The sequence below is a fragment of the Microcystis sp. M144S2 genome, assembly GCF_020246065.1.
Taxonomy (GTDB): domain Bacteria; phylum Cyanobacteriota; class Cyanobacteriia; order Cyanobacteriales; family Microcystaceae; genus Microcystis; species Microcystis ichthyoblabe_A.
Window position 1 is genome coordinate 1 of record NZ_JADBTR010000033.1, and the last position, 20,274, is coordinate 20,274.

General features: G+C 43.1%; 20 protein-coding genes, 2 tRNA genes and 3 pseudogenes. 12 read left to right on the forward strand and 13 right to left on the reverse strand.

All coding sequences use genetic code 11. From position 1 onward, the window contains the following. Both IM462_RS04240 and IM462_RS04245 read left to right on the forward strand, forming a co-directional pair. A partial coding sequence (locus tag IM462_RS04240; RefSeq protein ID WP_287700957.1) for a bluetail domain-containing putative surface protein occupies nt 1–1,074 on the forward strand: 1,074 nt, incomplete at its 5' end. Nucleotides 1,075–1,247: 173 nt separating this feature from the next. Next, nucleotides 1,248–1,571 (forward strand): HesB/IscA family protein, encoded by a 324-nt coding sequence (locus IM462_RS04245; RefSeq protein WP_002766059.1) that lies wholly within the window; start codon nt 1,248–1,250, stop codon nt 1,569–1,571. Here IM462_RS04245 and mraY read toward each other — a convergent pair whose 3' ends face one another. The 3 genes from mraY to mutT are packed head-to-tail and all read right to left on the reverse strand — an operon-like array spanning nt 1,572 to nt 3,367. Beyond that, complete coding sequence (gene mraY, locus IM462_RS04250) at nt 1,572–2,639, reverse strand: phospho-N-acetylmuramoyl-pentapeptide-transferase (protein ID WP_287700959.1); 1,068 nt, start codon at nt 2,637–2,639, stop codon at nt 1,572–1,574. Between the two features lie 45 nt (nt 2,640–2,684). Beyond that, nucleotides 2,685–2,948 (reverse strand): DUF3134 domain-containing protein, encoded by a 264-nt coding sequence (locus IM462_RS04255; RefSeq protein WP_002735746.1) that lies wholly within the window; start codon nt 2,946–2,948, stop codon nt 2,685–2,687. Further along, nucleotides 2,945–3,367, reverse strand: coding sequence for an 8-oxo-dGTP diphosphatase MutT (gene mutT / locus IM462_RS04260; RefSeq protein WP_287700961.1), 423 nt, complete (start codon nt 3,365–3,367; stop codon nt 2,945–2,947). Before mutT ends, IM462_RS04255 begins: the two co-directional genes overlap by 4 nt. Nucleotides 3,368–3,470: 103 nt before the next feature. On the opposite strand from mutT, the gene IM462_RS04265 reads away from it, so the two are divergent. Further along, a complete protein-coding gene (locus IM462_RS04265) occupies nt 3,471–3,794 on the forward strand; it encodes a 30S ribosomal protein PSRP-3 (RefSeq protein WP_002760450.1) in 324 nt (107 codons plus the stop codon). Between the two features lie 144 nt (nt 3,795–3,938). On the opposite strand, the gene atpC is transcribed toward IM462_RS04265, so the two are convergent. Both atpC and atpD read right to left on the reverse strand, forming a co-directional pair. Further along, nucleotides 3,939–4,355 (reverse strand): ATP synthase F1 subunit epsilon, encoded by a 417-nt coding sequence (gene atpC / locus IM462_RS04270; RefSeq protein ID WP_002735380.1) that lies wholly within the window; start codon nt 4,353–4,355, stop codon nt 3,939–3,941. 74 nt (nt 4,356–4,429) lie between these two features. Next, nucleotides 4,430–5,878: a F0F1 ATP synthase subunit beta gene (gene atpD, locus IM462_RS04275; RefSeq protein WP_149986192.1), complete on the reverse strand. Its 1,449-nt coding sequence runs from the start codon at nt 5,876–5,878 to the stop codon at nt 4,430–4,432. A gap of 591 nt (nt 5,879–6,469) precedes the next feature. On the opposite strand from atpD, the gene IM462_RS04280 reads away from it, so the two are divergent. Continuing rightward, entirely contained in the window at nt 6,470–6,610 is a 141-nt protein-coding gene (locus IM462_RS04280; RefSeq protein WP_170863676.1) for a hypothetical protein, read from the forward strand. Between the two features lie 54 nt (nt 6,611–6,664). On the opposite strand, the gene IM462_RS04285 is transcribed toward IM462_RS04280, so the two are convergent. Together IM462_RS04285 and IM462_RS04290 are read right to left on the reverse strand one after the other, a co-directional pair. Next, the gene (locus IM462_RS04285) at nt 6,665–9,052 is read right to left on the reverse strand and encodes an ATP-dependent Clp protease ATP-binding subunit (RefSeq protein ID WP_287700962.1); all 2,388 of its coding nucleotides are present in this window, start codon (nt 9,050–9,052) and stop codon (nt 6,665–6,667) included. 1,210 nt (nt 9,053–10,262) lie between these two features. After that, on the reverse strand, nt 10,263–10,496 hold the full coding sequence (locus tag IM462_RS04290) for a hypothetical protein (RefSeq protein WP_287700964.1): 234 nt from the start codon (nt 10,494–10,496) through the stop codon (nt 10,263–10,265). A 66-nt stretch (nt 10,497–10,562) separates the two neighbouring features. On the opposite strand from IM462_RS04290, the pseudogene IM462_RS04295 reads away from it, so the two are divergent. Continuing rightward, nucleotides 10,563–10,894 (forward strand): annotated as a pseudogene (locus IM462_RS04295) (transposase); the annotation flags it as partial. Between the two features lie 408 nt (nt 10,895–11,302). Here IM462_RS04295 and IM462_RS04300 read toward each other — a convergent pair. Together IM462_RS04300 and IM462_RS04305 are read right to left on the reverse strand one after the other, a co-directional pair. Beyond that, nucleotides 11,303–11,375: transfer RNA gene (locus IM462_RS04300), tRNA-Arg, on the reverse strand. A gap of 88 nt (nt 11,376–11,463) precedes the next feature. Continuing rightward, nucleotides 11,464–12,603 carry a ferrochelatase gene (locus tag IM462_RS04305; RefSeq protein ID WP_287700966.1) on the reverse strand — a complete coding sequence of 380 codons (1,140 nt, stop codon included), beginning with the start codon at nt 12,601–12,603 and terminating at the stop codon, nt 11,464–11,466. 199 nt (nt 12,604–12,802) lie between these two features. On the opposite strand from IM462_RS04305, the gene IM462_RS04310 reads away from it, so the two are divergent. Further along, nucleotides 12,803–13,561: an LmeA family phospholipid-binding protein gene (locus IM462_RS04310; RefSeq protein ID WP_287700968.1), complete on the forward strand. Its 759-nt coding sequence runs from the start codon at nt 12,803–12,805 to the stop codon at nt 13,559–13,561. Between the two features lie 16 nt (nt 13,562–13,577). Here the strand turns inward: IM462_RS04310 and yidD are convergent, their stop codons facing one another. Next, the gene (yidD, locus tag IM462_RS04315; protein ID WP_287700970.1) at nt 13,578–13,808 is read right to left on the reverse strand and encodes a membrane protein insertion efficiency factor YidD; all 231 of its coding nucleotides are present in this window, start codon (nt 13,806–13,808) and stop codon (nt 13,578–13,580) included. Between the two features lie 54 nt (nt 13,809–13,862). On the opposite strand from yidD, the gene IM462_RS04320 reads away from it, so the two are divergent. From IM462_RS04320 to tsaB, 4 genes are all read left to right on the forward strand, one after another. After that, nucleotides 13,863–14,549: a diacylglycerol/polyprenol kinase family protein gene (locus IM462_RS04320; protein ID WP_287700972.1), complete on the forward strand. Its 687-nt coding sequence runs from the start codon at nt 13,863–13,865 to the stop codon at nt 14,547–14,549. Nucleotides 14,550–14,616: 67 nt separating this feature from the next. After that, entirely contained in the window at nt 14,617–15,489 is an 873-nt protein-coding gene (locus IM462_RS04325) for an aldose epimerase family protein (RefSeq protein WP_287700974.1), read from the forward strand. A 63-nt stretch (nt 15,490–15,552) separates the two neighbouring features. Continuing rightward, nucleotides 15,553–15,624: transfer RNA gene (locus tag IM462_RS04330), tRNA-Lys, on the forward strand. Nucleotides 15,625–15,653: 29 nt separating this feature from the next. Beyond that, nucleotides 15,654–16,256: a tRNA (adenosine(37)-N6)-threonylcarbamoyltransferase complex dimerization subunit type 1 TsaB gene (gene tsaB, locus IM462_RS04335; protein ID WP_287700976.1), complete on the forward strand. Its 603-nt coding sequence runs from the start codon at nt 15,654–15,656 to the stop codon at nt 16,254–16,256. Nucleotides 16,257–16,686: 430 nt separating this feature from the next. Here tsaB and IM462_RS04340 read toward each other — a convergent pair. Next, a pseudogene (locus IM462_RS04340) lies at nt 16,687–17,747 on the reverse strand (IS630 family transposase). A gap of 88 nt (nt 17,748–17,835) precedes the next feature. On the opposite strand from IM462_RS04340, the pseudogene IM462_RS04345 reads away from it, so the two are divergent. Further along, a pseudogene (locus tag IM462_RS04345) lies at nt 17,836–18,162 on the forward strand (ISL3 family transposase); the annotation flags it as partial. A 139-nt stretch (nt 18,163–18,301) separates the two neighbouring features. Here the strand turns inward: IM462_RS04345 and IM462_RS04350 are convergent. Further along, nucleotides 18,302–18,541 carry a hypothetical protein gene (locus IM462_RS04350; RefSeq protein ID WP_287700978.1) on the reverse strand — a complete coding sequence of 80 codons (240 nt, stop codon included), beginning with the start codon at nt 18,539–18,541 and terminating at the stop codon, nt 18,302–18,304. Nucleotides 18,542–18,549: 8 nt separating this feature from the next. Between IM462_RS04350 and IM462_RS04355 the strand changes: the two genes are divergently transcribed. Further along, complete coding sequence (locus IM462_RS04355; protein WP_287700980.1) at nt 18,550–18,816, forward strand: glutaredoxin family protein; 267 nt, start codon at nt 18,550–18,552, stop codon at nt 18,814–18,816. Nucleotides 18,817–19,084: 268 nt separating this feature from the next. Here IM462_RS04355 and IM462_RS04360 read toward each other — a convergent pair whose 3' ends face one another. Then, nucleotides 19,085–20,266: a serine hydrolase gene (locus IM462_RS04360; RefSeq protein WP_287700981.1), complete on the reverse strand. Its 1,182-nt coding sequence runs from the start codon at nt 20,264–20,266 to the stop codon at nt 19,085–19,087. Nucleotides 20,267–20,274: the final 8 nt, after the last annotated feature.

The following is a 20,274-nucleotide window of genomic DNA, read 5'->3' on the forward strand; positions in this document are numbered from 1 at the left end:
AGCGTCACCTTTGCTGCTGGTTCATCCACTGCGACTGTAACCGTTGACCCCACTGCTGATACAACAGTAGAAAGTGATGAAACTGTTGCTTTAACTCTTACTTCTGGGACTGGTTATACAGTTGGGACAACTACCGCAGTTACGGGGACAATTAATAATGACGACTTTTCCCAACTCTCCATCAATAATATCACCGTTGTCGAAGGTCAAAATAGTAATGCAATCCTCACCGTTACTGTCAACAATCCCAATCCACAAGCAATTAGTGTCAATTATACTACTGCACCCGTTAACGCTACCGCTAATGTAGATTACACTAGCAAAACTGGAACTATCACCATTGCACCTAATACTTCCACTGCTACTATTACCATTCCCATCCTCAATGATAACCTTAATGAGGCAAACGAAACTTTTGCCATTAACCTCAGTAATCCCGTCAATGCAACTCTTACCAATAATAAGGGAATTGTCACCATCAGCGACACCTTAACCGCTAATGTCACCACTACCCTACCCGCTAATGTGGAAAATCTGACCCTAACAGGAACCGCCAATATTAACGGTACAGGTAACGCCGGTAACAATAAAATCACCGGAAATAGTGGCAATAATCAAATCAATGGACGTGCTGGAATCGATACTTTAACTGGTGGTTTAGGTGCAGATACTTTTATCTTCCAATTTGGCCAATCTACCAGATCAACAACCGATCATATCACAGATTTTGCCATTAATAGTGATAAAATTGACTTATTAACTCAAGCTGGAAACGCCACGAGTGCGCCTAGCAATTTCAGTCGTGCTGCTAATAGCACTGCTACCACTTTACAGAATTTAATCAATCAGGTATTTACTGATGCTAATGGAGCGATTACAGGTAATCAAGGATTAGGGGTTAATAGTGCCGCCTTAGTGCAAGTAACAACCGGTGCAATAGCTGGAACTTACCTCGTTATTAATGATAGCACGGCTGGCTTCCAATCCAGCAATGATTTATTAATAAATATCACCGGATTTACTGGTGCTTTACCAGCTTTAGGGAACATTAATGTTAGTAATTTCTTTATCTAAGTTTCTAAGTCACCTAGAAAACGGGTTTCTTCAAGGAACCCGTTTTCTGTGTTAAAAATTGTCAGCTACCCCCGCCATCCATTAGTCACATCTTTCTTAACATAAAGTTTGACAACAACTGTGGTATAACTTCACAATAACTTGATATTATTATTACAATAGTCTCAAAAACAATGATCGAATTAAGTCCCGCCGCCGCTAGAGAAATTGAACGTTGGAGTCAAAGCCGTCGTCTGACTGGTTCCTATCTGCGTTTGGCAGTAAAAAACGGTGGTTGTTCGGGACTTCACTATCATCTCGAATTAACCCCTATTGCGGCAGAAAACGATCGCTTTTATCAAAGTCAGGGTATTAATATTTTAGTCGATCCTGACAGCGATCGCTACCTACAAATTTTAAAATTAGACTATTCAGAAGATCTCATGGGTGGTGGTTTCCGTTTTACCAATGCCAACACCCAAAATACCTGCGGTTGTGGTCTTTCCTTTAGTGCTTAATTAACTACTCCAAATAGCCAGGACAACTAAAAGCGCATTAACCAGATAAAATGCTCCCACGATCTTGGTTTCGGTCCAACCACTTAATTCTAAATGATGATGAAAAGGAGCCATTTTTAACAATCTTTTGCCCTTGCCATCGGGTCCTTTTGTGGCTTTATAATAGATAACCTGAGCGATTACCGAAAGAGATTCCAGAAAGAAGAGACCACTAATTAAAAATAATCCCCAGAGATGTCCAGTAATTAAACCCACCGCAGCTAAAGCACCTCCCAAAGCGAGGGAACCCGTATCACCCATAAAGACTTTAGCGGGGTTGCGGTTATGAAAAATGAAGCCTAGACAAGCACCAGCAAAACAAGTGCAGAAAATCGCCAAATCTGGATGACTAGGAGCGATAATAATACCTAAACCCAAAAATGCGATCGCACCTGTTCCCCCCGCTAATCCATCCACCCCATCAGTGAGATTAGTGGCGTTACTTTCAGCCACAAGGACAAATCCCGCCAAAATCCAGAAGAAAAAGCCCAAAGGAATCACTAATCGACCCCAAAGGCCGATATCGGTACTCACCTGATTGAACGACATCCAGAGGCAAAAAAGCACCGCCCCCGTTATCTGTAAAATTAACTTCATCCGGGGAGATAGGCCCTTATTCGACTTATAACGCAGAATTTGCCAATCATCTAACCAACCGATACCCATGTAAACAAAGGTCAGCAAAGCAACCGCCACCACATTAGGAGTGAATTTAGACCAGATTAAAGCGAAAATAAGGGCTACTGGCACAAAAAAGCTGCCTCCCATTGTCGGGGTTCCTGCTTTCTTTAAATGAGCCTGTGGTCCATCTTCGCGCATGATCTGACCCATTTTCAAGCGCCGCAGCATCGGTACTACTTGACAACCAAGACCACCACTGATTAACGTTGTGGCCATCAGGGGGAGTAACAGGGAATTAGTGGACTGAAAAAAAACTACTAACAGAAATAGTAATCCCGTTAGTAGAATCAGGAGATGGGTTCCAGTGGGTTTTTTAAAGATAGGGGCGGAAAAAATGTTAGCGTTCACGACTAAAGCGCCAGATAAGGGTAAAATTTGCCAAAGAAGACGGGATTAATCTTCATCTAAGACTAATTCATCTTCGTCGTCATCATAACCGATATCATCGACATCCATCAGTTCAGATAGTTCCACATCTTCTTCGAGAGTCAGATCTGGTTCGGCGATTTTATCCCGGGGAATCATGCGATTATTTTTTTCTAACCACTCGACAATGGAAGCGTCTTTTTTTAGGGGAATAACCGCGGCCGGTTCGTAGCGGGGTTCTTGACGAATAGAAGGATTAAGCATAATCACTCGACGATTAACAGCAATCATTTCGAGTTTACCATGTCTTTTAAGGCTCTGATAATCTCTTGATTGGCAGCGGGGAAAGTGTAATGATCTAGTTCCTGGATAGTTACCCAGCGGATTTCTTCACATTCGATCGCCCTTGCTTTGCCGCTGAGATAACGACAGTTATATACTTGTAGATTAACCCGAAAATGACTATAGGTGTGATCGATAGTGATTAAATGACTATCCACTGCGATTTCAATGCCAATTTCTTCTAATATCTCCCGTTTAATACATTCCTGTACCGTTTCATTGCCTTCGATTTTGCCCCCGGGGAATTCCCAAAAACCGCCCAAGAGTCCCTTGGCTAGACGGCGATCGATTAAAATTAAATCTCGATCATCTCTAATTACGGCCACACCGATTTGTTTAGAAGCTAAAGAGTCTGTTTCGGGAATCATAGCGGTTATTGGCGAAAAAATAGGAAAAAATAGTTAAAAACTGACTGCGGAAAATTGAGTCAAAAGATGATATAATCGAGAATTGTACGATTAACGATTAACAATGACAGTCAGTTCCGAATCAAAGTTTATTTTAAAAGTATTGTGGTTAGATCAGAACGTAGCGATCGCTGTGGATCAGGTGGTCGGCAAAGGAACTAGCCCCCTCACCGCTTATTTTTTCTGGCCGCGCAATGATGCTTGGCAACAACTGCAAGAGGAGTTAGAAGCAAAACACTGGATTGATGAGTCCGATCGCGTTGATGTTCTCAACAAAGCCACAGAAGTAATTAATTTTTGGCAAGAGTTACGCAATCAAGGCCGACAAATCCCCATGGCCGATGCACAGTTAAAATTCCCCGAAGTTGTTTTTAGTGGTAGCAATTAATCGGCTTTTTAGCCGTCAGCTAGATAATCTTGATAATAGGCAGAAAAATGGCTAAAAGCTGATTGCTAAAGGCTAAAAAATTAATCGGGTAGGTTTATATAAACCCGCCCGATTTTGCTTTAATTTAATTTGATTTGGTTGGGTTTAAACCGATACTAAACCGCCGGCGGCCTGGTATCTAGCGCGAGCTTTGCGCCATGATTGTTGCGCTTGGATAGTTTTGCGACGGTCATCCCCTTTACTGACTTCATCGAGACGGGTTTGGGCCCGTTCGTATTCGGCGCGAGCTTTTTCTTTATCGATTTTTGAGCCTAATTCCGCCCCATTAACGAGGACTTTGATCTCATTATTTTCGACTTCAGCAAAACCGCCCAAAACTGCGATATTTTCCCAGTCTTTCCCCGGTCGAATTCGCATTACGCCAATATTCAGGGCAGTTAATAAAGGAGCGTGACCGCTAAGAATACCTAATTGTCCCGTGGAACTGGGTAGGATTACTTCTTCAGCCACGTTATCCCAGACAATGCGATCGGGTGTAATAACCCGTACTGTAATGCTCATTGGTGATAATAACGATAATTTTGGCAGATTTCTGGGTTAAGTAACCGCTAAACGCGGTTACTACTGACTTTTAATTAGCCTTTTTTGAGTTTTTCGCCTTTAGCGATCGCTTCATCGATATTGCCGACCATATAGAACGCTTGTTCGGGTAAGCTATCGAGTTCACCTTTGAGGATCATCTGGAAGCCTTTGATCGTATCGGCGAGAGTAACGTATTTACCCGGAGAACCGGTGAACACTTCGGCCACGAAGAAAGGTTGCGAGAGGAAACGCTCAATTTTGCGAGCGCGGTCAACGGTGAGACGATCTTCTTCCGACAATTCGTCTAAACCGAGAATAGCGATGATGTCCTGTAACTCTTTATAGCGCTGCAGGGTAGATTGGACGGCGCGAGCGGTGCCGTAGTGTTCATCACCGACGATATCAGCTTGGAGCATGGTGCTGGTGGAACCGAGGGGATCTACCGCCGGATAGATACCTTTGGAAGCCAGACCACGGGATAGTACAGTAGTTCCATCCAAGTGAGCGAAGGTAGTAGCGGGAGCGGGGTCAGTCAAGTCATCCGCAGGTACATAGACCGCTTGGATGGAAGTGATCGATCCTTCTTTGGTGGAGGTAATCCGCTCTTGCAGGTCGCCTACATCAGTGCCGAGGGTGGGTTGGTATCCTACCGCAGAAGGCATCCGACCGAGGAGCGCCGATACTTCCGAACCAGCTTGCACGAAACGGAAGATATTATCAATAAATAAGAGTACGTCTTGCTTGCTGACATCGCGGAAATATTCGGCCATGGTCAAAGCAGAGAGACCGACGCGCATTCTCGCTCCGGGGGGTTCGTTCATCTGACCGTAAACGAGGGCAATTTTCGAGTCTTCGGGGTTATCAGCGTTGATTACCTTCGATTCGATCATCTCGTTGTAGAGGTCGTTTCCTTCGCGGGTTCTTTCACCCACACCGCCAAAAACCGAGACACCCCCGTGTTGAATGGCGATATTGTTGATTAATTCCATCATAATGACGGTTTTGCCCACACCAGCACCCCCAAAGAGGCCGATTTTGCCACCTTGACGGTAGGGGGTGAGCAGGTCAATTACCTTGATACCGGTTTCAAAAACCGTCGGTGTTACTTCAAGATCGACTAATTTGGGAGCGGGACGGTGAATAGGAGAGGTTTCGGTGACGTTAACCGGTCCTTTTTCGTCCACGGGTTCACCAAGAACGTTAAAAATCCGACCGAGGGTGCATTTACCCACGGGAACGCTAATCGCTGCACCGGTATCGACGATATCCATACCGCGCACTAAACCATCGGTGGTACTCATGGCAACGGCCCGCACTTGGTTGTCACCGAGTAACTGTTGTACTTCACAAGTAACGGATAAATTTTGACCAGCGGAGTTGGTTCCTTTTACGGTTAAGGCATTATAAATACGGGGCAGTTTGCCACTGGGAAATTCGGCATCGATGACAGGACCGATGATCTGGACGATTTTACCAACGTTAGTTTCTGTTGTCGCTACCATTGTTTATGTCTACTCTGGGTTTTAGCTGATAACTCCCACAAGGGGAAAGTCTTAATTTTTTGTAAAATTAGCCAATACACAGCTTATCACGCTAGGGGATCAGATCAGTTATCAGTTACCAGTGATCAGATGTGAGTTTTCCGTGGACAGTCTGAGCGGTGATCGGTATTAAATGGCAATTTTCTGCTTACTGGTTACTGATCACTGATAAAAAGTAAGGCAGGCCTGAGCCTACCTTAAAACAAAGCGAGGTTGATCAACTTTGAAGATGCCGATGCGGATGCAGTGCATGGAATTGGTCTATTACCATATATTGTCGATTATAGCAAGGGTTTTGCTGGTTGTATAGATTCAATTAACAAATAATTGTAAGCTTGACCATAGATTTTAATCTATAAATCGATCCACAAGAACTATCTCCTGTCAAATTTTCAAGGGACAGCTTTACCGAGATGCACTCCCTTCTCTCAACTGTCCGGGAGAATTGTGCTGTAAGATATCCTCAGTTTCAATTGTTTAGGCTCGCAATCGTAGATGAGAATAAATTTCGGTAGCTTTTGCGGCAATCTCAGGAAATTATCGGTTAATTATATGAATTCTGGTAAAATTATCGCCATTATCACAGGAGCGATTTCGATTTTAATCGCCGTTGCCTATTTAATCCTAGTCCAGATTCTGGACTTTCGCACCGAGATGATTCCCGCTCCCCTAGAAGTTATTTTTCCAGGATGATAAAAATCGGGGTTGAAAAATTTTCAACCCCGAAAAAAGCAATTTTTGAGGGGATTAACCCACCGGTTGTAACTGTAATTGCGAGAGAATATCGCTCTGCTCAGAGCGCTGATGACTAGAGACTGTCACCACAGCTTCAGCAGTTACATCTAATATCGCATGGTCTCCAGAATTGACTTTTCCCGATAACATCGCCTCGGCTAAACTATCCTCTAAGCGTCGAGTTAAGGCACGACGTAAAGGCCGCGCACCGTAGCTAGGATCATAACCCTCATTGATGACCAAATCCTTAAAAGCGGCGGTAACTTGCACAGAAATGCCTTTTTCTGTCAATTGTTTGGCTAGATCCGCGATCAGAATATCGGCAATCTGGGTAACTTCTTCGCGAGTTAACTGTCGGAAAACAATGATTTCATCGAGACGGTTGAGAAATTCGGGACGGAAATATTGTTTTAACTCGTCTGTCACCCGATTAGAAATCTGTTGGTAACGGGATTGAGCAAAATCGTCAGCAATCTCGAATCCTAAGCTATTACCGCCCTTTTCGATGACTTTTGAGCCAATATTCGAGGTCATGATAATTAGGGTATTCTTAAAGTCCACCCGACGACCTTGGGAATCGGTCAAATGACCATCTTCTAACAGTTGCAGGAGAAGATTAAAAACATCGGGATGTGCTTTCTCGATTTCGTCAAACAAAACCACTCTATAGGGTTGACGACGCACTGCTTCCGTTAACTGACCGCCTTCATTGTAACCGATGTATCCGGGAGGCGCACCAATTAACTTAGAAACCGTATGGGATTCCATAAATTCCGACATATCTAGGCGAATCATACTGGATTCCGAGCCAAAGAGCAACTTAGCTAAGGCTTTCGTTAATTCAGTTTTACCGACTCCCGTGGGACCGGCAAAAATAAACGAGGCAATCGGACGGTTAGGATTCTTTAAATTTACTCGCGCTCGACGAATGGCACGAGAAACGGCATTTACTGCCTCCTGTTGACCAATAATCCGCTCGTGCAGTTGAGATTCCAGATTTAAGAGCGATTCTGACTCAGTTTCAGTTAATTGGGTAACGGGAATACCTGTCCAAGCGGCGACAATTTGGGCAATTTCCTCCGCATCTACCACGGGAATCAAAGATTCGGGGTTAATTAGGGGTGATTCTTCCCTAACCTCCGCAGGACTTTTACTTTGTAGGGAATAGCGTAGATGGGTGCGGGATCCCGCTTCATCAAGAAGATCGATCGCTTTGTCCGGTAAAAAGCGATCATTGATATAGCGAGAGGATAGATTAACGGCAGCTTCGATCGCTTTTTGATCGTATTTTACCTGATGGAAATCCTCGTAGGTGGCTTTTAAACCCTGTAAAATCTCGATCGCCTGCTCTTTAGTCGGTTCTCCCACCATAACTGGCTGAAAACGTCTTTCTAGAGCCGCATCTCGCTCAATATGCTGTTTATACTCATCGAGAGTAGTTGCCCCTAAACACTGTAACTCGCCGCGAGCTAAAGCAGGTTTCAGTAAGTTAGAAGCATCCATGGCTCCTCCCATGCTACCAGCACCCACAAGAGTGTGAATTTCATCGATAAACAGGATAATACTGCCCGATTTGCGAACTTCCTCCACAACACCCTTTAAACGTTCCTCAAAATCGCCGCGAAAACGGGTTCCTGCCAGTAAAGACCCCATATCGAGGGCAATTACCTGTTTATCCTGCAAAAGTTCGGGAATATCGCCATTATGGATGCGTTGTGCTAACCCTTCAGCGATCGCAGTTTTCCCCACCCCCGGCTCACCCAGTAAAATCGGGTTACTTTTGGTACGACGGCCTAAAATTTGGACAACTCGCTCGATTTCTGGCTCTCTACCGATTACAGGGTCAATTTTGCCATTTTTGACCTCTTGGCTTAAATTGCGACCATATTGGGCTAAAATACCGTCTTTGGGAGTATTTTTCTGGTCTTCATAGTCACTATCACTCGTGAAGCGACCACTAGCGACTTTTTCCCCGGCATTTTTAATTAAAAGGCCGCGAAGTTGCAGGAGATCAACACCCTGCATAATTAAAATTTTAGCGGCTAGGGATTCGGGATCGGCGGTGATAGCGAGTAATAGATGTTCAGGTGCGATCGCTTTTTCCCCTAATTGTCGAGCTTCCTGAAATGCTTGCTCGAACATCTTTTTCGCTTTCGGGGTAAAAGGGATATTAACGGGACTGTAACCCGTGCCGCGGCCGGTCATTCCTTCAATCAGGCGGCGACTTTCGTGCAGGGTGACTTTTAAATCCTTGAGAATTAAGGCTGCGGTGGCGGTGGCTTCTCCTATCAATCCTAACAGTAAATGCTCCGTACCCACGACACTGTGACCGGTACGACGGGCCTCTTCTTGGGCGAACATCACCGCTTTGATAGCTTTCTGGTTAAAGTATTCAAACATGATTGACGGCTTCCTGGCTACTGGGCTTTACCTGTTACTGTAACGTTTTCTTTACATTAGCCGGAAGGGTGATATCCGTATCAGTAGGGTGGGTTAGGGGACAGGAGTAGGGAGTAGGGGCAATTCATGAATTGCCCCTACTAGCGGGCGCATCGCACGGGTCATTTTCTACACCATCCAACGGGCGGCTTCTTTGGTAGGCCGCCAATTGCGAATCGAGTTGCTCTGATGAGCTTCTGGTATTGCATTATGAACTGGAGGCGGCGTAAATTCTGCTTAAGGGAAAACGCTATGGCTCAAGTAGCGGTTAGCGAAATTTTGAACCCTATTACCGAATCTGACACACCGCGCCACAATCCCTCACGGAAGGCGATAGGTCGCCTGAGAAGCAGTAAAACAGGGGAAAATACCTGAAACTCTTTACCCTGTGAATCCCTAAGCGAGGGAGAAGAATATAAAGATTTATTAAATTGTAGCTTTTGCTACAGTTGTGGGGGGGAGTGTGTATTAGTTTTCTATCTCATTTTGGTGTTGGGTTGGGGTGTTGCTTTACCTAGCTACGAAGAAGCGATCGCAATACCCGCAATTTCAACAATGGCATGGGCAAGGATGCGCGAGTCTATCTCGATTCGATAGAAACACTACTAAAAAGATTAATATTCATTATGGGTTGGAGAAATTCACTTTTACTAACATTGTTGATTTTTGTTGGTCTTAGACCTCTTGGAGTCTTAGTGACAGCACTTTGGGCAGCAATTGATTCCCATAGAATAGAAATTCATAAGTATAAAATTACAGGATCATTCGTACCCTCATTTGGTAATTCATGGTCAGTTTTTTTGTTTGTATTGCTCCTTTGGGTGTATTGTTTTCCTGTCTATTTGATTATTAGAGGAAAGATTCTTAAAGGAATTATACCTTTAAGAAACGAAGACGAATAAGGCTACTAATGAATCCAGACTAACTCCCCTCTCCTGCTCCCAGAGGGGTTGGGGGAGAGGTCAAATCATCAAACCATTATCTATCAACGAGTTGCTCATCGCCAAGAAATTTATAAAATTTTCCCTTAGTGCGATAACATGATCTTGTATGGTATTTTCTTCAAACGCAAACTAAAACCTTCCCAATCTACCGAAAAAGAAACAACAAAAGCCGGCTAAATTGTTTCTAAAAATACCATAAATGCCCCCTTGATTCAGTCAGACCAAGTTTAGAGTAAAACTCGTAGTTTGGGTTGACGCAAGGAAACCCAACAACTTCCCGGAATATTTTCACAATCTTGGTTGGGTTTCGCCTTTTGAGCCGATTGGTAATACCTGCTCAATAATGATAGCTCAACCCAACCTTGTATTCTTTCTTTTCCTGAACCAGTTTTTTCTTTTCTAAGCAGTTCCTTGAGTTCTGCTTCACTTTCAGATATTTCTATCTTATAAACTCCTGCCATATTTTTCCTTTAACTCTACTAATATGATATTCTAGCCTATCTGTAGTCACATTTTGGAGAATTGGTATCAATTACAGTTTCAAAAAAAAATACTACACGCGGCGGAAAAAGAAAGTGAAAGGGTACAGCAAAAAAGAGTGGAATACTGGTCTCAAGTGCGGGAAATTGAGGCATCAAAACTAATTTTTATCGATGAATCGGGGGTAAATTTAGCCCTTTTGAGACTCTATGCTAGAGCCTTAATTGGCCAAAGAGCTAGGGGAAGAAAACCACAAAAAAGAGGGAGAAATATTTCAGTAATTAGTGCTATAAGCTTAGAAAAAGTTGTGGCATCAGTCAACATATACGGTGCAGTGGATGCGGTAACATACGATACATCTGTACTAAAAAAGTGCCTGGCTTTTAGGGTATTTTACCTTTTTTTGGGCCTTTCTTATAGACTTTATTGAGTCGAAACCTTTTTCCTATCGGCATTTCAGGCTTTTTCAGCAAGCCCTAATTAATGCCGTTCTGAAAAAATATATGCTAGAACATAATCGTTAAGTGTGATCGCTACAAGCACCACAAATTAACAAATCTCTGCATTCCTCTCCCTAGCGGCGATTCATCTCGGACAATAGCGACATCCCCTCCTTCCGCCAGGAAACGCCTCCTCAACACCCAGATGAGTTTGGAGTTACAGCACAACCAGAATAAGGACTAATATCAACCGACGGGATTCAACTGACCTAATTCGACGCTCACCGCATCAAAGCGATTGTCCCCGGGACGATAGGAGAGAATTTTCAACCCCTAGTTAACAATAACGGGTACGGTAGGGATCGAACCTACAACCGTCCGCTTAGAAGGCGGATGCTCTATCCATTGAGCTACGTACCCAGGAAAGCACAATTATAGATCATACCTCCAAAAGTGACAAGTGGTAGGACTAATTTTCGCCGTTGCCCCTCTTTGCCACTGTCCAAGCTTAATGATGATGGTGATGTCCGTGGTGATGATGGTGGTCGGAATGAATGTGAGGAATTGTTACAGAACTATTGACAGATAAAGCCTCTTGTGATCCGAGAGCTTCGATATGTTCCTCGGCCCAATCGGCGACCATCTGGCAAAATTCGGGGTTATCGTTGACACAGGCCATCTGCACATAATTAACCTGGTCGTGTTTGCGGCGTAAAGCTTCGATAATATGCTCCACATCCAGTAAAGTTTCGTGATTTTCCGTAGCAAAGCCAATCGGCATGAAAATTAAGGCTTTGGCCCCCAATTCGATTAAATTCTTCGCCGCTAACTCTGCATTCGGTTGCGTCCATTTAATTAAAGGGGTTTGGTGATTTAACCAACCCACAGAAATCAAGGGATAACGATAGATTAATTTTTCCCGGACCAACTCGTATAAAGCTTGACTTTCATCGATTCCCGACGTAAATCCCTTAGCTTCGTGGGGACAACCGTGATTCATTAAAATAATGCCAATTTGCGAGGGAAGACAGCTACTAGCTACCTCGGCCGCGATTTTTTCCTCCACTAACCGCGCCATTAAATCTATATAAGCGGGTTGGTTATAAAACGAGGGAATATAGCGCAATCCTTTAACCCAATGTTCCCCCGTTTGTCCTTGAGCTAAAGCTTTGTTAACTTGTTCGATCGCAATGCCACTGGTAAAGATAGAATCAACCACGAGGAGAGGATAGATCAAAATTTTCTCGAATCCCCGCTCGCGGATTTCCGTTAATACTTGTGCTGGTAAAAAAGGCGCGCAGAAGTTAAACGCTTTGAATACCTCCACCCGATTACCCCATTTTGCCTGTAAATTGCGCTCGATTTCCTGTCTTTGATGCTCGAAAATGTGGTTATGGGGCGAAATAAAGTGATTATGCTGGTGTTGCCATTCGTGTAGGTCAAATAGGGCCAATAATTTCGCTAGGGGAGGATAAACCCAAGTCGGTACGGGAGCGAACTTAGCCGTCAGCAGATTTAAGGCCTGTTCATTATAGTTGGCAAAGTCCTCGTAACTCTCCACCTCCCCGTATCCCATCAATAATACCGCCACTCGATCGCTGTGGTTGTGGGTAGCGGCTAACTGTTGTTGATCTGAAATGGCAACCACGTTTTTAACCCCGATTTTCTTAAGTGAAAAACGCTATATCACTGGGATAGTAGCATTTTTCCATCCTATCCCCTCGCACGGGATAGACCGCTAAAAATTTATAACCTCTACAGAATCATACAGATTGCTTATCATCTTCATTAATAAAACGATATGTAAAGAAACTTTAAATAATGTTAAGATCGTTGCAGTCCCACCTATGAGAGATATGACAGCAGGCGTGTTTGGTAGCTTACCTTTTCCCAATCAGAGCGGCGATCAACTCATCAGTAAAGTGGTGAGTGCTGCGATCGCTGCATTATTCAAACGTACAGGCAAGCTGACAGCGACTGTCCGCGCCGAACCCGTAGCCAAATTACTGCAAGGCAGTATCGACGGTTTTGACTTTATCGGTCAGTCGATGCTGATGTACAATGGCCTACGCATCGAAGCCATGGAATTGTATGTGCAAGCGGTGGCGATCGATTTTAGTGCCATTTTTACCGGACAGGTAAAACTCCGTCAACCGACGCGGGCCACTTTGCGGGTAGTTTTAACGGAAGAAGACTTAACCACCTCTTTTAATACACCTTTTATTGTCGAAAAACTGCAAAGATTAGAGTACGAAGGTAAATCAATTCACTGTCAGAATACGGAATTAATTCTCAATGACGACAAAACTTTAACTCTGAAAAGTCTAATTAAATTAGGAGAAGAAGCACCAATTCTTCTAGAAATGACCACTGCTGTGGTTGTGGAAGAACGGCGAAAAATTCAATTTGTTGATGTGGTTTATCAAGGCGACGAAAGATCGAAAGCTTTAGGAGAAGCTTTAATCAGCCACGTTAACAACCTCATGGATTTAGATAAATTTGCCCTCGATGGTACTCAATTAAGGGTTGATCGACTACGTTTAAAAGATAAACAGATTATCTTTTATGGTATCGCCGATATCGAGCGTTTTCCCCAAAGAAAATAGGCAGTATTTTGGCCTTTTAATCGTGCTTGTGGCTACAGGGAGGTACAGGATCGTAACCTCCGGGGTGAAAGGGATGACAACGGAGAATACGCTTAATTGCCAACCAAGAACCCCGCAGCACACCAAAGCGATCAATCGCTTCCATGGCATACTGGGAACAGGTGGGTTGAAAACGACAGGAAGGGGGAAATAGCGGCGAAATAAACCGTTTATATCCCTTAATTAAACCAATAAAAATTCCTTTCATCAATGTCACCTCGATCGCCTAAACTAATAGATAGTCAATTTTCGCTTTTGCCACGTGGAACTATCCGACTCTCTCCTATTTTCGATCTTTTTAGTCGCCTGTTACCTAGTTGTTCTGATTCTGATCGCTGAAAAATTAAAAAGTCTTTTCAGTACCGATGGCGAAATTACCCGCAAAGTTGTCCACATTGGCACGGGAAACGTCATCCTTTTGGCCTGGTGGTTAAATATCCCCGCTTGGGTGGGAATAAGTGCGGCCATCCTAGCGGCAACTATCGCTATACTATCCTATTTTTTACCCATTTTACCTAGTCTTAATAGTGTCGGTCGCCGTAGTTGGGGAACTTTTTTTTATGCTGTTAGTATAGGTGTTCTCGTGGCTTATTTTTGGCCAATTTCTCACCCCGAATACGCGGCAATGGGTATTTTAATTATGGCTTTGGGAGACGGATTTGCGGCCCTAGTCGGACAAAATTTTGGTCAACATCCCTACAAAATTTTCGGCAGTGGCAAAAGTCTGGAAGGTTCCCTGACTATGTTAGCAATCAGCTTTTTAGTCAGCTTGATTATTTTATCTTTTATTAATGGCATGAATCCGCCAATTATTTTAGTATCTTTATTAACAGCGATCGGAGCTACTATTCTAGAAACTTTCTCGAAACTAGGTATAGATAATCTCACTGTACCGATTGGTAGCGCCGCCATTGCCTATTTTCTTACCCAAATTTTCATCTCAAGCTAGTCTATCCCAGCTTTCAAGCGACCGAAAACCGAAGATATTCACTGATAACTGATAACTGATAACTGATATGACCTTTACGATCACTCAAAACCAAAATCAATATCTTACCTATTGTCTCAAGGATGAAGAGGCCGACGCTTATCTGGAAGTGGTTCCCGCTAGGGGAGGAATCATCACCCGTTGGCAAATTTGCGGAGAAGATATTTTCTATCTGGACACAGAAAGATTCAAAGATCCTAACCTCAGTGTGCGCGGAGGAGTTCCGATTTTATTCCCTATCTGTGGCAACTTACCCGATAATACCTATCAATACCAAGGCCGAAACTATAGCCTTAAACAACACGGATTTGCTCGTGATTTACCCTGGCAAGTGAGCAAACAAAGCAGCGAAACTGCCGCTAGTTTAACCCTAGAATTAAACAGTAATCCGGCCACTCGTCAAGTCTATCCCTTTGATTTTCAATTAATCTTTACCTATCAACTGCAAGGAAACAGCCTCAAAATTCACCAAAAAGTGATTAATCTTTCTCCCGAAAGAATGCCCTTTTCTATCGGGTTCCATCCCTATTTTCAAGTCACCGATAAAACCCGATTATCCTTTGATATTCCCTCTTCCCAATACCTCGATCAACGCACGAAAACCTTCCATTCCTACTCCGGCAACTTTGACTTTAATCTCGAAGAAATTGATGCCGCTTTTCCGCAAATTACACGCCATCAAAGTAGTTTTAGTGATTCCTATCATCAGCGTCAAATTGTCCTCGGTTACGATAATCTCTATACGACTCTAGTTTTTTGGACCCTGAAAGATAAAAATTATATCTGTCTCGAACCCTGGAGCGCTCCCCGCAACGCCCTCAACACAGGCGAACATTTGACCTACTTAGAACCCCAGAGCAGCCGCGAGGCGATCGTGGAAATGCGAGTCAATCAAATTTAAATTACCCCTTGACTTAGCCCAAATAAGATGTTATATTGATAAATCGTGTGCAGAACACGAAACGGGTCGCTAGCTCAGCGGTAGAGCACTCGGCTTTTAACCGATTGGTCTTGGGTTCGAATCCCAGGCGACCCATAAAAACTTACTAATACAGAAAGATTGACTTGTCTTCCCCTGTCTATGGATTAGCCTTGCATACCAGCAGTCCCCAACTAGGACTGGCCCTCTCTAATTTCAGCGATGATAGTCGTCAACAAACTTGGGACTTAGACAGGGATTTATCGAACCTATTCCACCCCTATCTAAAACAGTTCCTAGCCCCGCAAAAATGGGCTGATTTAGCCTTTATAGCCACCGCTAAGGGGCCGGGTAGCTTTACCAGTACCCGCATCGGTATAGTCACCGCTAGAACCCTAGCACAACAATTACAGCTACCGATTTTTACCGTCTCCAGTTTAGCGGCCTTTGCTTGGTCACAAGGGGATTTTTACCCCCTTGATACCTATCTAGCCCTAGAAATGCCCGCAACTAGGGGACAATTGTATGTGGGCATCTATCGGGGTAATCGGGTTTATTTAGCTGATAGCCTGATGACTCCAGAACAATGGCATCAGACTTTAGAAAACTTAACTATTCCCTATCAAAGATTAGCCACACCCAGTTGTTTAGGCATAAATGCCACTGATATCCTCGATTTAGCCTATTTGGACTGGCAAATGGGAAAACGCCTCCATTGGTCGGAGGCGCTCCCATTTTACGGGATGTGATTAGGGTTGGCTGAAAAAGTTTCTCGTGGGGGCAGGCTGTGGGGTGTAGGGTGTGGGCTTCGGCCGTGAGCTCAGCCGAACGGGTGTGGGGTGTAGGGTGTAGGATGTAGGGTTTTAGCGATTTTGAGGGGGTCAATTACCTAATTTTCAGGGAAAAAGTACCTGAATTTTCCCCCCGATCCCTCCAATGGCTGGCACTTTTTGATTTCTCAAAAGTCTAAAAGTCTTACCCAACAAGGTTTTTAGATTTATTCAGCCAACCCTAATTAAGTAGTGATTCGGTAGTAGTGGTGAGCCATCTTGCTTATCTGGACTGAGTCGTGTAGAATGTTTATTGATAAAAATAATTGCTTGATAAATGTTGATGATTTGGTTTTTATGATTGCTATTTTTATCAATAGAACTCTTGCAAATTAATTATATAGTGCGCCTAAATGAATTGTGAAAAGGCATCAAATCTTTTCAAGTTAGGAAATTTGAAAAGATTATATTTGGCAAAAAATTCAAATAAAAGATTAATAATCTTAAAGTTTTTGCCGAAACGATAAAACCTCCTAAGCAAATTTTTTAATTGAAACCAAATTGCTTCAACTGGATTTTCTTCGGCGCATAAGGGGCAAAAAGTTCACAAGTAATTTTCCATTCTGATTTGGCTAATCCTTCATTTTGCTCTCCCCAAAAATTCTGCATATTTTCTCCTCTATGATGTCTAACTCTATCCCAAAATATCAACAATCTTTTTCCCGCATTTTTACTTTGTAAACTTTCTAGAAACTTGACGGTATTTTCTCCATTTACTCTGGGATATTTTTCTAAAATTAAATCTGGCTCTAACAAGTTTAATGCACCATAATAAGTTTGTCTATCTTTATAATTATTAATTGGTATTTCCCCTCGCTCTTTTGACTTATTCCAGGCTTTACCTGCGATATCTTCCCCCATTAGATGGCATTCGTCTATCGCATATACCATAAGCTTTCCCGACTCTATCTCCTCTCTATGCTCTTCGAGAATTTGCTTAATTTCTTCATTTCTTTGTTTGACTTTTTCTTCATCTTTTCTTGGGTTTACTTTTTCAGCTTTCTGTCTAGTTATCTTCGCTTTTCTGTAAATCTTATAGTAACTTTATTTTGATTCAAATACTACATCATACTCTTCTATTAAATAGATTTTTAGTTCTGATAAATCCCAATATTCTTGGCATAATAACCATTTTATTGTCTCTTCTTCTTTCTCTTTAGTCAGCTTTGTTTTGGCTCCTTTGTAACCTAGTCTTAGTCCTTCTATTCCTTGTTTGATAAATCTTTTTTTCCATTTACTTACATAACCTTGAGATACATTTAGTATATTTTCTATCGCTTTGTAGGCATAACCCTGTAGAGCCAATTTTACTGCTAAGGCTCTCTTCATCTCTCGCGAGTCTCCATTACTGTTTATAAAATTGATTAAACGCTCTATTTGTCTTTCTCTTTCATTTTGATTGGTTTCCATTTGCTTTTTTTTCTTTCATTTCTTGGCAGAACGTTTCTAATTTACCATAGCAAGCTCTATTTACGTATCAAATGGAATTGCTATATATATCAAAGAAAATTTCCCAAATTTGAAAAAGATGCAGGAATTAAAGGAAGAATTCAGAAAGATTTACGAAACCTCAAAGAATCCGACAGAAGGACTGCTATCCATCTCGGAATGGTTGGTAAAATCCTCCAGTGTTTTTACCAAGAGTTGTCAAAGAATCCGAAACTGGTTTGGAGAAATCATTAGTTATTTCGAGCCAAGGACAAGGAATGGGGTGGTCGAGGGAATCAACAATCAACTTAAACTAATAAAACGGAGAGGCTATGGCTTGAGAAACTTTCGGAATTTTTGGGTTAGAAGTATGTTATCTTGGCATCTTGTCTGTTGATTTAGCATAAAGAGTAACGAAGAGCCGATTTTTGTCAAGTCTGAACTCGAATTAGTTAACAATTCGGTGAAGGTGAATCAACGAGAGCCGTCAAGCTTTATTAACGGGGATTTGCCCTCAATTTCCTTCGTTGAAGGACTTATAAAAACCAGAAGAAGGCAACTAAAATAACAGTGAGAGTGGCGGCAAAAATGAGAGCATATTCAATTTTTTGATTGATAATACCAATAACCACAACTAGGGTAATTGCCAGAAGAAACACACCGATATAGACTAGATCTTGAGTACCTGAATTAACTAAATTATTATTTAAAGTCGGTGGGGGTGTGGGAGTTTGTATAATTGTTGACGAGAGACTAATCGTGGAAGTAATGAACATAAATATTTATGACTACCATAGAACTAATTTTATACAGTAAACCGGACTGTCATCTTTGCGAAGGGTTGCTAGAGAAACTAGAAAAAATCCGTCAACCGGAGTGGCAGTTAGAAATTAGGGACATTACCAGTCGAGAGGATTGGTTTAACGCTTATCAGTACGAAGTCCCCGTCCTCTGTCAAAAACTGGCCACGGGGGAAAAAATCCTTCCTCGTCTTTCCCCCCGGGCAAATGCCGAACAATTGGCCCGTCTTTTAGCCAATAATTTAACCTAGGGGCTAATTAGGGTTTGCTTAATAAATCTAAAAACCTTGTTGGATAAGACTTTTAGACTTTTTTTCCCTCAAAAAGTGCCAGCCATTGCGGGGATCGGGGGCAAAATTCAGGTACTTTTTCCCTGAAAATTAGGTAATTGACCACGGCTCGACTGAGCTTCGCCGAACGTCCTGAAAATGGGTAAAACCCCACACCCCACACCCGTTCGGCTGAGCTCACGGCCGAAGCCCACACCCCACCCCCACGAAAAACTTTTTGCCGCAAACCCTAATTACCCGGACTAGGAATAACGACCGGACTCGGAGAGGGAGAAGACTGGGGGACTGGTTGCTGTTTGGCTGCGGGTTTAGATTGATACCATTTAAAGTGTTGGTAGGCCGTGCGCGATATCTGTTGAATCAGAGTCCTAGCGTTACTATCATTGTGGGGACGTTTCACCATCACTGCTCCTAGATAGCGTTTCCCGTTGGGCATATCAATAATCCCCGCATCCGCTAACATCGAGCCAATATCACCGGTTTTATGGGCAATATCGGCGGATTTCTCGATACCTTGCGGCAGCAGGGTGCGAGTGCGCGTTTCCTGCATAATATTCAATAGACGATCTCTGGAACGTAAACTGAGTAATTCCCCTTGATTAACTTTTCCTAAGATTGTCACCAAATCTCTCGGACTTGTGGTATTGGTTCCTTCCAAGTCTGGTAAAGCGTTATTAATTACCGTACTGGTCAAACCCCAAGCTTGAAAACGCTGATTAAGAGCCTTTTTGCCGCCCATGCGCTTAATTAACATATTAGTAGCAGTATTATCGCTAATTACGTTCATTTTAGTGGCGGTTTCTAGGGCAGTATAGGTTTTATTCGCTCCTAGATACTGCATATCTCCGGACCCACTGGCCAGGACATCCTTACTGGCCACAAGGGGTTCATCGAGACGAATTTTTCCCGCGTCCACATCCTCAAAAAAGGCCACCAGAATGGGGATTTTAATCGTACTAGCGGCGGCAAAAATAGTATCTCCGCGAAAATTAGAGTAAGCACCGTTATCGAGGTCAATAAATAAAGCTCCCGCCTGTAATTTCGGATATTTGACCACTAAAGCCTGTAATTTCTGGTTAAGGCTGCTGAGATTTTCGTTGAAAACTAAGGTGGTCGGTTTTGGGGTGACGGGTTGGGGAGTCGGGGAATTAGTAGCGGTGGGTTTTGGGTGTAGAGGTAATTTGCTCGGATCCACCACCGTTAAAACCGTACCAGCGATCGCACCTAAACCGACACCAAGGATAGAGAAACGAAGAACCTGAAGGAGAAAAGAGGCGATTAGGTTAGGTTTACGCTGTTTTTTTGCCCTTTTAACCGGTAAAGACTTTTTTTTGTTGTTTGAGTCCAGGGACCTAGGGGACTCAGGGCCAGATTGGACTTTAGTAGGACGACGAGTTACTTGACGAGTCACGGTTTTCC